At 64.1% G+C, this 12875-nt stretch carries 12 protein-coding genes; 3 read left to right on the top strand and 9 right to left on the bottom strand.

Annotated features, from left to right (window positions below):
- Window positions 1-17 precede the first annotated feature (17 nt).
- The 3 genes from E8F20_RS04785 to E8F20_RS04775 all read right to left on the bottom strand — a co-directional run bounded on the left by E8F20_RS04785 (window position 18) and on the right by E8F20_RS04775 (window position 2069).
- A complete protein-coding gene (locus E8F20_RS04785) occupies window positions 18-395 on the bottom strand; it encodes a YciI family protein (protein WP_280282684.1) in 378 nt (125 codons plus the stop codon).
- Between the two features lie 190 nt (window positions 396-585).
- On the bottom strand, window positions 586-1113 hold the full coding sequence (locus E8F20_RS04780) for an SRPBCC family protein (protein WP_280282683.1): 528 nt from the start codon (window positions 1111-1113) through the stop codon (window positions 586-588).
- A gap of 62 nt (window positions 1114-1175) precedes the next feature.
- The gene (locus E8F20_RS04775; protein WP_280282682.1) at window positions 1176-2069 is read right to left on the bottom strand and encodes a LysR family transcriptional regulator; all 894 of its coding nucleotides are present in this window, start codon (window positions 2067-2069) and stop codon (window positions 1176-1178) included.
- Window positions 2070-2169: 100 nt separating this feature from the next.
- Between E8F20_RS04775 and E8F20_RS04770 the strand changes: the two genes are divergently transcribed.
- Window positions 2170-2865, top strand: coding sequence for a CTP synthase (locus E8F20_RS04770; RefSeq protein WP_280282681.1), 696 nt, complete (start codon window positions 2170-2172; stop codon window positions 2863-2865).
- Window positions 2865-3185, top strand: a complete 321-nt coding sequence (locus tag E8F20_RS04765) for an antibiotic biosynthesis monooxygenase (RefSeq protein WP_280282680.1) — start codon at window positions 2865-2867, stop codon at window positions 3183-3185. Before E8F20_RS04770 ends, E8F20_RS04765 begins: the two co-directional genes overlap by 1 nt.
- A 112-nt stretch (window positions 3186-3297) precedes the next feature.
- Here E8F20_RS04765 and E8F20_RS04760 read toward each other — a convergent pair whose 3' ends face one another.
- The 4 genes from E8F20_RS04760 to E8F20_RS04745 all read right to left on the bottom strand — a co-directional run bounded on the left by E8F20_RS04760 (window position 3298) and on the right by E8F20_RS04745 (window position 6858).
- Window positions 3298-4611 carry a porin gene (locus E8F20_RS04760; RefSeq protein ID WP_280282679.1) on the bottom strand — a complete coding sequence of 438 codons (1314 nt, stop codon included), beginning with the start codon at window positions 4609-4611 and terminating at the stop codon, window positions 3298-3300.
- Between the two features lie 287 nt (window positions 4612-4898).
- The gene (locus tag E8F20_RS04755) at window positions 4899-5132 is read right to left on the bottom strand and encodes a zf-HC2 domain-containing protein (RefSeq protein WP_280282678.1); all 234 of its coding nucleotides are present in this window, start codon (window positions 5130-5132) and stop codon (window positions 4899-4901) included.
- Window positions 5126-5737: an RNA polymerase sigma factor gene (locus E8F20_RS04750; RefSeq protein ID WP_280282677.1), complete on the bottom strand. Its 612-nt coding sequence runs from the start codon at window positions 5735-5737 to the stop codon at window positions 5126-5128. Before E8F20_RS04750 ends, E8F20_RS04755 begins: the two co-directional genes overlap by 7 nt.
- Window positions 5737-6858 carry a beta-ketoacyl-ACP synthase III gene (locus tag E8F20_RS04745; RefSeq protein ID WP_280282676.1) on the bottom strand — a complete coding sequence of 374 codons (1122 nt, stop codon included), beginning with the start codon at window positions 6856-6858 and terminating at the stop codon, window positions 5737-5739. The genes E8F20_RS04750 and E8F20_RS04745 overlap by 1 nt, the downstream gene beginning before the upstream one ends.
- A gap of 593 nt (window positions 6859-7451) precedes the next feature.
- On the opposite strand from E8F20_RS04745, the gene E8F20_RS04740 reads away from it, so the two are divergent.
- Window positions 7452-7886 carry an HIT family protein gene (locus E8F20_RS04740; RefSeq protein ID WP_280282675.1) on the top strand — a complete coding sequence of 145 codons (435 nt, stop codon included), beginning with the start codon at window positions 7452-7454 and terminating at the stop codon, window positions 7884-7886.
- 125 nt (window positions 7887-8011) lie between these two features.
- Here the strand turns inward: E8F20_RS04740 and E8F20_RS04735 are convergent, their stop codons facing one another.
- Together E8F20_RS04735 and hrpA are read right to left on the bottom strand one after the other, a co-directional pair.
- Window positions 8012-8545, bottom strand: coding sequence for a DUF3087 domain-containing protein (locus E8F20_RS04735; protein ID WP_280282674.1), 534 nt, complete (start codon window positions 8543-8545; stop codon window positions 8012-8014).
- Window positions 8545-12606, bottom strand: coding sequence for an ATP-dependent RNA helicase HrpA (gene hrpA, locus E8F20_RS04730; RefSeq protein WP_280282673.1), 4062 nt, complete (start codon window positions 12604-12606; stop codon window positions 8545-8547). Before hrpA ends, E8F20_RS04735 begins: the two co-directional genes overlap by 1 nt.
- Between the last annotated feature and the right edge of the window lie 269 nt (window positions 12607-12875).

The following is a 12875-nucleotide window of genomic DNA, read 5'->3' as shown; positions in this document are numbered from 1 at the left end:
TCAGGCCCTCCGTGTCTTCACGAGGCGGCACCCAGCGTAGGTCGAACCTCAGGCTCGCGTACTGGACGCACCTCAATGCAGCCCAGGCGTCCCGGCGGAATCCTGGAGGCAATCTGCAGGGCTTCGTTGAGGTCACGCGCCTCGATCAGATAGAAGCCGCCGAGCTGTTCCTTGGTTTCAGCGAAGGGGCCGTCGGTCATGGATACTCGCCCGCCCTGCATGCGCAGGGTGGTGGCGGTACGCACCGACTCCAGGGCATTGGACGCCAGGTAGTGGCCGCTGGCGGCGAGCTGTTCGGTGTAGTCGATGCATTCGCCGGCGATGGCCTGGTAATCGGCATCGGTCAGGGTGGCGAGCTTGGCTTCCTCGATATAGATCAGGCACAGGTATTTCATCGTGGGTTCCTCGGGTGGCTGCTGGGTACTGACACCCATTGGTCGTTCGGCCGCGACGGGAATCGACAAGGCCGACGGAAAATTCCGTTCTTCGCCAGGATGGGGCGCTACGGGTTTTCGTCGTCGAATGAGGAAGGATAGCCGCGAGAATCCGCCCGGCCTGCCCAGGGGCCGAGCGGTTCGTAGCAGACTATTTCTCGGCGGCGGCCTTGAGGTTGATCAGGCCCTGGTCGAACTTGCTGCCGACCAAGTCATCCATGTCGAAGAACACCTGCATCAGCCGGTGCGTATAGGGCGAAGGCCCGTACATGGCCCAGGTGACCTGGGTGCTGCCATTCTGCGGCTGCAAGGTGAATTCGGCGGTGTTGTGGGCCTCGAAGGGCATCTGGAAGTCCAGCTTGATCTCCACCTTCGATGCCGGCTCGCTCCGGGTGATCTCCATGCTACCGGTGCCCACCTCGTTATTGCCCTGCCAGGCATAGACCGCACCCACCCCCTCCTTCGGGCCGCTGTAACTGCGCTTGAGCGCCGGGTCGATCTTCTCCCAGGGTGACCAGGCCTTCCACTGGTGCAGGTCGTTGATCAGGGGGAAGACCTTTTCCGGCGGCGCGGCAATGGTGGTCGTGCGTTCGATGCGGAAGTGATCCGGGCTGATCGCGGCGTATCCCAGCACGCCGATTATCGCGACAACGATGATGGCAACGATAGCTTTGAACATGGCGCCCTCCAGGGGCTTGCGGGCGGGTGGACTGGCACTTGGGCAGTACAGCTTGAACAAGGTTAGCCGCTCTGCGCGGCGGTGCCCGGTAGCGTGATATGGCGCGCCAGCTCCTCGAACAGGGTGGTGACCGAACGCAAGGCCCGGCAGTCCGGCCGGGTCAGCAGCCAGAGCGCGCTGGCGCAGCCGGGCAGGTCGCTTTCCAGGATCTGCAGGCCCGGCTCGCCACGTACCAGGAACTCCGGGAGCGCCGCCACGCCGAGGCCGGCGTGCACCAGTTGCGCCACAGACAGCATGCTGTTGCAACGGTAGGCTGGCTGCACCTCGGGGTGACGTTGGCGGCGCCAGACCAGACTGGGGTGGTTAGGCAGGAAATCGTCCGGGGCAATCCAGCTCATTCGCGTCGGGTCGCGTTCGGGCACGCGTGCCAGGTAGCTGTCCGCCGCGCAGAGCACGTAAGGCACAGGGCCCAGGCAACGGCCCACCAGATGACCAGGCGGTGCGGTGGTCAGACGCAGGGCGACATCAGCGTCGCGGCGGCTGAGGTTGGCGAAATCGTTGGAGGTGGTCAGCTCCAGTTCCAGTGCAGGATAGGCCGGCATGAAGCGCGCCAGGGCGGGCAGTAGCAGACCATGGAGCACGGCATCCGTGCAGGTCAGGCGCAGGGTGCCGCTGACCGCCTCGCGCCCCTGCTCCAGCCCCAGACGCGCGGCCTCAAGCGCCCGCTCCGCCAGCTCGGCCTGCTGCGCCAGCAGTTGTGCCACCGCATTGGGCAGGTAGCCGGCGCGGCTTTTCTCGAACAGCACGCTGCCCAATGCCTGCTCCAGGCGACGCAGGGAACGGAACACGGTGGAGACATCCACCTTGAGCTGCTCGGCGGCCCGCGCCAGGGTGCCGCCACGAACCAGCGCCAAGACCAACGCGAGGTCAGCGTGATCAATGCTGTATTGCGTCACTGCAATCTCACCTTGCCAGTTCGCCAATATTGATTGCTTCTACGCAACTATATAGTTCGCCTGAGCGGGCGCAAGCCGTGCCCGGCATGGGAGGACAGAGATGAAGCAATTGCGCATCGGCCTGATCGGCGACAGGGACGACGGCATTACCGCACACCGCGCCATTCCACGCGCCCTGGAGCTCGCCGCGCAAGCCACAGGCCGGGCGCTGGAAGGTGTCTGGCTGGCCACCGACCGCCTCGGCGAAGCCCGCCTGGACGACTACCAGGGCCTTTGGTGCGTCCCGGGCAGCCCCTACCGCGACACCGAGGGCGTACTGGAGGCCATCGCCCATGCGCGTTGCAATGCCCGGCCCTTTCTCGGTACCTGTGGTGGCTTCCAGCACACACTGTTGGAGCATGCGCGCCATGTGCTGGGCTGGACCGACGCGGAACACGCCGAAAACACGCCCGATGCACCGCGCGCGGTGATCAGTCCCCTGCCCTGCGCCTTGCGGGAAACCCTGGAACGGGTGCAGTTGCTGCCCGGCTCGAAACTGGCCCAAGCCTATGGCGCGCATGAAGCGTTCGAGGGCTACTTCTGCGGCTACGGCCTCAATCCCGACTTCCGCGAAGCACTCACCCAGGGGCCACTGAAGGTTGCTGCCACCGATGCCCTTGGCGCCGTGCGGGCGGTGGAGCTGGACGGCCATCCCTTCTTCGTGGCCACCCTGTTCCAACCGGAGCGCGCCGCACTGATCGGCCGCCTGCCGCCGCTGGTACGCGCCTTCGTCAACGCCTGCCAGGAGATCGCCTGATGATTGCTCGCACACCCGAGCCGCCGTACTACGCGGTGATCTTCAGCTCCCTGCGCAGCGAGACGGAACAGGATTACGCCGCCACTGCCGAGCGCATGCTGAAGCTGGCCCGCGACCAGCCAGGCTTCCTGGGCGTGGAATCCGCGCGGGGCAGCGATGGGCTGGGGATCACGGTGTCCTACTGGCGTAGCGAAGAGGAAATCTGCACCTGGCGAACCCAGGCCGAACACCGGGAAGCGCAGCGGCGCGGCCGCGAACAGTGGTATCGGGCGTTTCGTACGCGAGTGGCCTATGTGGAGCGGGAATCCGGAATGGGCTGAACGCAGGCCCGTGCCAATGGCAACGCCCCACAGCTCCCCGCCCTTGGCGCCACCATAAAAAAGCCCCGCCAGATGGCGGGGCTCAATCAAAGGAGCGGAAACCCGTGTCTTCTTAGAACACGTATTGGGCACGGAAGACCATGCCGTCGCCGTCGTCGTCGCCCACCGAGTTGGTGGCGTTGTCCACTTTGGTCGTGACGTAGTAGCCGCTGAGCTTGACGGCTTCGTTGGCGTACCAGTTCACACCCAGGTTGTGCACCTTGGCTTCGACGTCGTCGATGGTGGCGAAGGCGCCATTGTCGTCTTCAGCGCTGATGTTGTCGTAGCGGTAGAACACTTCCCAGGCGCCGATCTGCTTGTTGGACGGCTTGATCTTGTCGAACTTGCCGAGTTTGTAGTCGCGGGCTTCGCCGGTCAGCGTGTAAGCAACCTGCACGTAGTAACCATCGGCGTCGATGTCTTCACGGTTGGCTGCCTTGGCTTCAACTTCGCGCTTGAGGTATTCGCTCTGAATGGAGAACGGACCCGCAGCGAAGGCGGCTTCCAGGCCAAATGTGCTGTCGTTGTCGTAAGCACCGACCGGGGTGTTGTTGGCACCGGCCAGAACCAGGCGGTTGCCGTTGCTGCCGGCGTCCTGGCCACCTTCGGTGCTCACACCGCGGATGCCCAGGCGGCTGCGGATACGACCATCGAAGGACGTGTCCTGCAGGTCGCGGGTTGCGTAGTTCACGCCGAAGTGCAGCACATTGCCAGCTTCGTGCATGGGGGCGAACACACCGCGCAGGTTGAACTGCTTGACGCTGTCACCGTCTTCGTCACGGTTGGTGGCGTCGTTGGCCATGAGGCCGGCGGAACCGTAGAGGGAAGCACCGAAGGTGCCGGAAGCCTGTACGCCCATGCCACCGTTGTGGTTGTTCACGTAGTCGGCCAGGTCATACGCAGCGGTACGTTCCTGGGCGGTGACCCACTTGGAGCTGGTGGCTTTTTCCAGGCCGAAGTCGGGGTCGAAACGCCCCATCTTGATCACCACCGGCTGGAAGCCGGTGTAGGCGATGGAGGCTTCGTCGAAGTAGCCGTCGTCAGCCTTGGCGTCGCCGCCGGCGTTGTGGGAGAAGTCGTAGTTGATCTGGTAGGCCCAGTCGGTGAAGGCAACACCGCCCAGTTCCAGGAAGGCGCGACGGAAGTAGCCGGCGTCGGCGGTATCACCGTTCACGGTGTAGAAACCATCGAAGCGGCTGTAGTCAGCCTGCAGACGACCACCCAGTTTGAAGCTGAAGGCCTTGTCGGTGGTGCCGACTTCCAGGCCGCCTTTGGTCTTGACGACGATATCGGCCCCGTCAGTGGTAACGGTACCGGCGAAAGCCTGGGCGGAAATGGCCAGGGCCATGGCGCTGGCGGCAAAACCGGCGAAGTGCTTACGGATCATCGAAGGGTTCCCCTATTGGTCTTTAGCGTTAGAAAACACGAGAGCGTCTGGGCTCGTCGGTGCTGGAGGGGAATCTTGGCGGCGGGTTATTTCAGCTCAGTTGCTTCTATATAAATATTTTGTGACAACGGAACTTTTTTACTTCGAATTTTCATAAGCAACGAAACGCTCTGGAACGGGCCTTCCAGCCAGTTCCAGTGGTTTTTTTGCAGGAGATGGCGCTAAAAGCGGCGGGTTGCGGAAATCGCGATTCGCGACTACCCGCTCCGATCCAATGATCGAAAGGCCTAGAGGGAGTCGCGGCGTTTCTGCGCCAGGTGCGTGGCCAGGTCATCCACTTCGGCACCCTGGCTTTCGGGCATAAGGCGGACAACGGCCTGGGTCAGCTTCATCTGCTTGATGAAGCGCCGGCAGTTGCGGCAGAGCATCAGGTGACGGCGCACGGCCATGCGCTCACGGAAGTTCAACTCGCCATCGAGCAGGCCGCTGGAGCGGGCAACCAGTTCCTTGCACGTCAGCATTGGCCTGTCTCCTCGAAATGTTCCAGCGTGGTGAACAGCTTCAAGCGTCCGCGATGCAGCAGCACCCGGACATTGGAGAGCGATATCTCCATTAAATTACAGATTTCTTCCAACTCGAGCCCCTGACGCTCACGCAGCAACACGACACTGCGCTGCATCTCCGACAGGCTGAGCAGGGTCTTTTCCAGGCACTCGCGCAGTTCCTCTTCGGTCAACAGGGCCTCGGGCGAGTCTTGATGCCAGGCGGGAACCGTGGCGGCCCAGTGGCCGTCCTCGGAAAATCGCGCGTCATCCACCGTCCCGTGGGGTGCGGGCAGGTCGTCGAGCAGAACTTCACGTCGGCTTTGCCTGAGCCGGCTGCGGGCGGTGTTGGCGACGATGGTCAGTAGCCAGGTCTTGAGGCTGGAGCGCTGCTGGAAGCCGTTCAGGTTGCGCACCACGGCCAACCAGGCGTCCTGCACGACTTCGTCGGCGAGACGCGAGCCAACGATGGCGTAGGCGACCGCGCGCATGGCGCCCTGGTAGGCGCCAATCAGCTCGCGATAGGCGCCCTGCTCCCCGGCCAGCAGCCGGGGTAGCAGGTCAGCGTCGGCCGGGTGATTCATCAGTGCTTGCGCAGGATCACGCTACCGATTGAGTAACCGGCGCCGAAGGAGCTGAGCACACCGAGCGCGCCGCTGGGCAGGTCGTCCTGGTGTTTGTGGAAGGCGATCACCGAGCCGGCGGAGCTGGTGTTGGCATAGGTGTCGAGGATCACCGGCGCCTCGCTGGGCTCGGCATCACGGCCCAGTAGCTTGCGGGCGATCAGCAGGTTCATGTTGAGGTTGGCCTGGTGCAACCAGAAGCGCTTCACGTCGCCGACATTGAGTTTGTTCTCGCCCAGATGGGCGGCAATCAGCTCGGCGACCATCGGGCAGACGTCCTTGAATACCTTGCGGCCTTCCTGGACGAACAGCTTGTCGCGCGTGCCCACACCCTCTTCGGCGGCGCGGTTGAGGAAGCCGAAGTTGTTGCGGATGTTGTTGGAGAACTGGGTCAGCAGCTTGGTCCCGACTACGTCGAACTGGTGCTTGGAGGTGGCCTGGTCGGCACGTTCGATGATCACGGCGGTTGCGGCATCACCGAAGATGAAGTGGCTGTCGCGATCGCGGAAATTCAGGTGACCGGTGCAGATTTCCGGGTTGACCATCAGGATGGCGCGAGCCTGGCCGGTCTGCACGGCGTTGGTAGCGGCCTGGATGCCGAACGTCGCCGAGGAGCAGGCGACGTTCATGTCGTAGCCGAAACCATTGATGCCCAGGGCGGCCTGCACTTCGATGGCAACGGCTGGATAGGCGCGCTGCAGGTTGGAGCAGGCGACGATCACACCATCGATATCGGCTGGAGTCTTGCCGGCGCGCTCCAGGGCCTGCTTGGCCGCGGCCACGGACATCTCGCAAAGGATGCCCCACTCGTCATTGGAGCGCTCAGGGATGCGTGGCACCATGCGCTTGGGATCGAGGATACCGTCCTTGTCCACCACGAAACGGCTCTTGATGCCGGACGCCTTCTCGATGAACGCCACGCTGGATTCGGCCAGGGGCTCCATCTCGCCACGCTCGATGGCGGCGGCGTTTTCGGCATTGAACGCCTGCACGTAGGCATTGAAGGATTCCACCAGCTCTTCATTGGAGATGCTGTTGGGGGGGGTGTACAGGCCGGTGCCACTGATCACGACGTTGTGCACGGTCGATCCTCTCGATACTGGGCCGCTCGCTCGAACGGCCGGTTCAGGCAGTCAGCCACCGGCCCAGGCGGCCGGCAGCGGAAAATGGTCGTCCCGCAAGGCGGGAAGGAACAGCAAACAAGGTGGAGGCCGCAACACGAACATCCTTTGCCGTGCCCCGCCGACGCCCTTGGCGCCAGTCGGCGATCTCGCCGGAATTCTCTGGGCGGGTGCCCCACTTTCTTATCCAGATGCGAAGGGTAACGCCAGAAACGACGGCTGGCGACGGGGACTTTCGCCAAATCATCGGCGAAGTGACGAGAATAATCGGTCAGTTTGCGACCTTGAGGTGACAAAGCGTAGCAACACCTCGCCCGGCGAGAAGGGACGCCGTGGCCAGGGCTCGCTCGGACTGGCTGCTGACATTGAGCGGGCAACTCGCCTGCGCCCCTTGCCTACTGGCCCTGGATGCTCTGGGGCGCGTAGCTACCGGCCGGGAAAGACACAGCCCGGACTCGGGCCGGCGGGAGTTCGAACCGGGTTGGTGGGGTTTTCCGCCGCCGCTGCGAAGGGTAAGGTGCACGGCTCTCGCAACCGGCAAATGGAGCGCCTCGATGAGCTTGTACGGCACCTATGACCCGCAGAACGTCTTCGCCCAGATCATTCGCGGCGAAGCCCCCTGCTACAAACTCTTTGAGGACGACGACGTGCTCGCCTTCCTCGACATCTTCCCGCAGTCCTTCGGCCACACCCTGGTGATCCCCAAGCGCTCGGCAGCGCGCAACATCCTCGATATCGAGACCGATGCCCTGGCCAAGGTCATGGCCGTGGTGCAACGGCTGACCCACGTGCTGGTGAAGGAGCTGGAACCCGCCGGCGTTCAGGTGGCGCAGTTCAACGGCGCGCCCGCGGGCCAGACCGTTTTCCATATCCACATGCACATCGTGCCGCGCTTCGAAGGTGAGTCGCTGGGTATCCACGCCAGCAAGAAGGCTGACCCGGCGGAGCTGGAAGCGCTGCAGGCACGCTTGCTGAAACATCTGCAGTAATCACCGGCAGACGTAAGGTGGAAGTCGCCTGCCACTTCCACCTTCGGAGCCATTGCAGACCGGCATGGGTGGATCGGTGAAGCGGGACCCACCCGACGGTTGGACTTACTCCGAGCAGGCCGTATTCAGTTGCCGTAGCCCTTCACCGCCTCCAGCCAGGCGGGTTCGAGGCGGTTCTGCTCAACCTCCAGCCCTTGCGCTTCCATCGCTTCGCGGTGCTGGTCGATCTCGCGCACATGGTGGTTGAGGTCGGCGCTGTTGCCGTCCAGTTGGTGCATCTGGGTCAGGCCCAGGTGATAGAAGCGCAGCAGCTTCATCGCCGCCGGATCACCGGCCGCCACGCCGACCTTGACCTTGTGCATGACGTTGGTAACGCGCATCAGGCTGCGCTTGAGCTGCCAGCCGTAGACCGCCGGCGCCATCCAGGGCCGCGGCCACAACTGAATGCGCACCACACCAACGGTAAGCGCCAGCCCGGCCAGCACGCCGATCAGGTTCCAGCGAAAATTGTCACCGCCGGGCGTACCGAACACCTTCACGCAGAAGGTGGAAAGCAGCAGCGCCAAGGCAATGAACAGGCCGGCGACCACCAGGGTGATGCGACGGGTCTGCTGGCGGTAGAGCTCGGGGCTCATGGGACGGATTTCGAAGGGGCTCATCAGGCTTCTACCTGGCTCCATTGTTTGTTGAGACGTTTGTCGGAAACCGGCATGCGCGTTCCGAGTTGCTGGGCGAACAGCGATACGCGGTATTCCTCCAGCATCCAGCGGTAGAGCACCAGCTCGGGGTCGCGCTTGCCTTCCTGGGCATGCTTGGCCAGGCGTGCCCGGTATTGCTCCCAGTAGCCGGCGATCTCGCCCGACCAGACGCGGTCACGCTGCAACTGCGCGGCTATCTTGTCGAAGCGCTGTTCGATGGCCTTGAGGTAGCGCGGCAGCTCCTTCAGCCATTCCGCCGGCGTTTCCCGGACGAACCCCGGATAGACCAGGTTGGCCAGCTGCGCCTTGATGTCGTTCAACGCAACCGCCTGGGCCAGGTCGATGCGGCCCTTGAAGCGTTTCTGCAGGCCATGCCAAAGCTTGAGGATTTCCAGGGTCAACCGCGCCAGGCGCTCGGCATGCTCGGCCCAGGCGCCGCGTTTTTTCTCGGCCAGTGAGGCCAGGGCCGCGCCGTCACGGGGCAGGCTGGCTTCGCCGTCGAGGATGCAGCTGTCCAGGCTGGCCAGGAGGATGTCCTCCACCAGCGCATCGACGCGCCCCATGTCGCGGTACAGCAGGCCGAGGTCAGTGAGGCCGGGCAGCTTGCCGCGAAGGAACTTGGCGGTTTCCGCCAGTTGCTGCAGCAGCAGGCGTTGCAGCGCGCGGCGGTGCTGCCAGTCGGCTTCGGCCTGGGTCGGGAAGCGGCTTTCCTTGACGCTGCCGCCCTCCTCCACCAACGCCGGGTACACAGTCATGGAAAGGCCGGCGACCTTCTGCTGGGTCTTCTCCGCGACCTGGGCAAAGCCCTTGGCTTCCACTGGCTTCTGCTCTTTCTGCGCCTGCGGGATGGCGAGTGCCGCCTGACTGGCTTCGGCAAAACGGGCGGTGATCTCGACCAGATCGCGGCCTTCGCCAAGAAACTTACCGCGGGCGTCCACCACTTCCAGGTTCATTTTCAGGTGGTTTTCCAGTTGGGCAGCGGCCTCCACCCAGGCTTCCTCGGGCACGCGGGCCCCAGTCATGCGTTGCAGCTCGCGGCCGAGGGACTCGGGCAGCGAGCCCTGTGCGAACACCAGCTTGGCCAGCGCCGCCTTGACGAAATCCGGCACCGGCACGAAGTTCTTGCGGATGGCCTTGGGCAGATTGCGCACCAGGGCCACGCACTTGGCTTCCAACAGGCCCGGCACCAGCCATTCCAGGCGCTCAGGCGGCAGTTGCGGCAACAGCGGCGCCGGCACTCGCAGGGTCACGCCATCGCGTGGATGGCCCGGTTCGAAGTGGTAGGACAGCGGCAGCTCCAGTTCACCCAGGTGCAGCGTGTCCGGGTACTGCGCGGCGGTGACTTCGCGGGCTTCGCGGGCCAGCACGTCTTCCTCGCGCATGATCAGCAGGTTCGGGTTCTTCGCCCGCTCGCGCTCGTACCAGTTCTCGAAGCTGGCGGTCTGGTAGATATCCGCCGGCAGGCGCGCTGCGTAGTAGGCGAAGAGGGTTTCCTCATCGGCGAGAATGTCGCGACGGCGCGCCTTGGCTTCCAGTTCGTCGAGCCGCTCCAGCAGTTGGCGATTGGCGGTGAGGCACTTCGCCTTGCTATTGATCTCGCCACGCACCAGGCCTTCGCGGATGAACAGCTCGCGGGAGACCTCCGGGTCCACCGGGCCGTAATGCACGGCGCGACGACCGACGATGATCAGGCCATAGAGGGTGATCTGTTCATAGGCCACTACCTGCCCGCGGCGCTTCTCCCAGTGGGGCTCCAGGTGGTTCTTCTTGACCAGGTGACCGGCCAGGGGCTCCAGCCAGTCCGGTTCGATCTTCGCCACCATGCGTGCGAACAGCTTGGTGGTTTCCACCAGTTCGGCGGCCATGATCCATTGCGGGCGCTTCTTCGCGATGGCGGTGCCGGGGTGAATCCAGAAGCGCCGCTGGCGTGCACCCAGATAGTCACCGTCTTCGGTCTTATGGCCGATCTGGCTCAGCAGGCCGCAGAGGATGGCCTTGTGCACCTTGGCGTAATCGATGCTGCGCAGTTGCTGTTCGGCCTTGCCGGCGGCATCACGCGGATTTTCGGCAGGACCGCTTTTCGTAGGATGGCGCTGAGCGGAGCGATGCCCATCGTTTCGGGCGGCATGGGTGTCGCTTCGCTCCACCCGTCCGACCTGAGGCTTGGACTTGCCTCCGTCCGGGAAGAGTTTCAGCTCGCGGCAGATGAGCACCAGTTGGCGGTGCGCGTCGCGCCATTCGCGCAGGCGCAGGTAGTTGAGGAAATTCTTCCGGCACCAGGTACGCAAGGCATTGGAGCCCAATGCCTGGCGCTGCTCCTCAAAGCCGCGCCAGAGGTTGATCAGTGCCGCGAAGTCGGAGTCCACATCCTTCCACTGCGCATGGGCCTGGTCGGCGGCCTGCTGACGCTCGATCGGACGCTCGCGCGGGTCCTGCACCGACAGCGCGGCGGCCACGATCAGGACTTCATCAAGGCTGCCCTGGCGGGCGCCTTCCAGCACCATGCGGCCCAGGCGCGGGTCGATGGGCAGGCGCGCCAGCTGGCGACCGATGGGGGTGAGCTGGCTCTCGCGATTGACCGCCGAAAGCTCCTGCAGCAGCGTGAAGCCGTCCTTGATCGCCTTGCCGTCTGGCGGCTCGATGAAGGGGAAGGCTTCGATATCGCCCAGGCGCAGGTGCAACATCTGCAGGATTACCGCCGCCAGGTTGGTGCGCAGGATCTCCGGATCGGTGAAGGTCGGGCGGGAGAGGAAGTCTTCCTCGCTATAAAGACGCACGCAGATGCCCGGCTCGACCCGGCCGCAACGGCCCTTGCGCTGGTTGGCGCTGGCCTGGGATACCGCTTCCACCGGCAGGCGCTGGACCTTGGCGCGATAGCTGTAGCGGCTGATGCGCGCCGTACCGCTGTCGATCACGTAGCGGATGCCCGGGACCGTCAGGGAGGTTTCCGCGACGTTGGTGGAAAGGACGATCTTGCGGCCCGCCATGGGCTGGAAGATTTTCTGCTGTTCCGCTGGAGTCAGCCGGGCGTACAGCGGCAGGACTTCGGTGTGGCGCAGGTTGGCCTTGCGCAGCACATCGGCACAGTCGCGGATTTCCCGCTCGCCGGGGAGGAACACCAGCACGTCGCCGGGACGCTTGCCCACTTCACGTTCGTGAGCGGCGATCTCGTCCAGGGCGCGGAGGATGCCCTGGTCCACGGAGAGGTCATCGAACAGTGCTTCACCATCTTCGTCCACCTCGGCGGCCAGCGGCCGGTACCAGGTGTCCACCGGGTAGGTCCGGCCAGAGACTTCAATGATGGGCGCGTCGTTGAAGTGCTTGGAAAAGCGTTCGAGGTCGATGGTCGCGGAGGTGATGATCAGCTTGAGGTCAGGCCTGCGCGGCAGCAGCGTCTTGAGGTAGCCGAGGAGGAAGTCGATATTCAGGCTGCGCTCGTGGGCCTCGTCGACGATGATCGTGTCGTAGCGTTCGAGGAAGCGATCATGCTGGGTTTCCGCCAGCAGGATGCCGTCGGTCATCAGCTTGATCAGGCTGCGCTCGTTGGACTGGTCCTCGAAGCGGACCTGGTAGCCCACCAGTTCGCCCAGCGGGCTGCCGATTTCCTCCGCCACCCGGGTCGCCACGCTGCGTGCCGCCAGCCGACGCGGCTGGGTGTGGCCGATCAGGCCGTGGGTACCGCGGCCGATTTCCAGGCAGATCTTCGGCAACTGGGTGGTCTTGCCCGAGCCGGTCTCGCCAGCAATCACCAGCACCTGGTGCTTTTCCAGCGCCGCCTTGATCTCGTCGCGCTTGGCGGCGATGGGCAGGGCGTCGTCGTAACGCATCACCGGCACGCTGGCGCGCCTGGCCTCGACTCGCGCGATGGACGCCTGGAAACGCTCGACCCACTGCGCCAACTTGGCGTCATCCGGGTGCTTGCGCAACTCATGCAGCTGCCGGCGCAGGCGATGCCGGTCGGCGCCCATGGCCTGTTCAAGGCGTTTGAGGAGTTGTTCGGGGCTGGGGGATTGCTCGCTCATCGGGTCCGCTGATTCTGCTGTCGTTTTCGCCAAGGGCGGAATTGTCGCAGATTTCCGGCGAGAGCCTGTAGGGCGCCATGCAGTGCTTAGAATGAGTAAAGCTTGCGAAACCCATCGCCCCTCCGCCGGTGGGTATCGCTTCGCTCAACCACATCCTACAAAAGCGCCCCTGATGCAGTAGTTAGCCCGGATGCACTCCGGGCTAACGACTAGCAACGTAGGATGGGTCGGGCGGCGTTCCGCAAGCTTGCGAAACCCATCAACCGTGG

Source organism: Pseudomonas sp. BN415 (assembly GCF_029871195.1).
Lineage (GTDB): Bacteria > Pseudomonadota > Gammaproteobacteria > Pseudomonadales > Pseudomonadaceae > Metapseudomonas > Metapseudomonas resinovorans.
The sequence above is the reverse complement of the archived record's forward strand: the minus strand, read 5'-3'. Positions and strand labels throughout refer to the sequence as shown.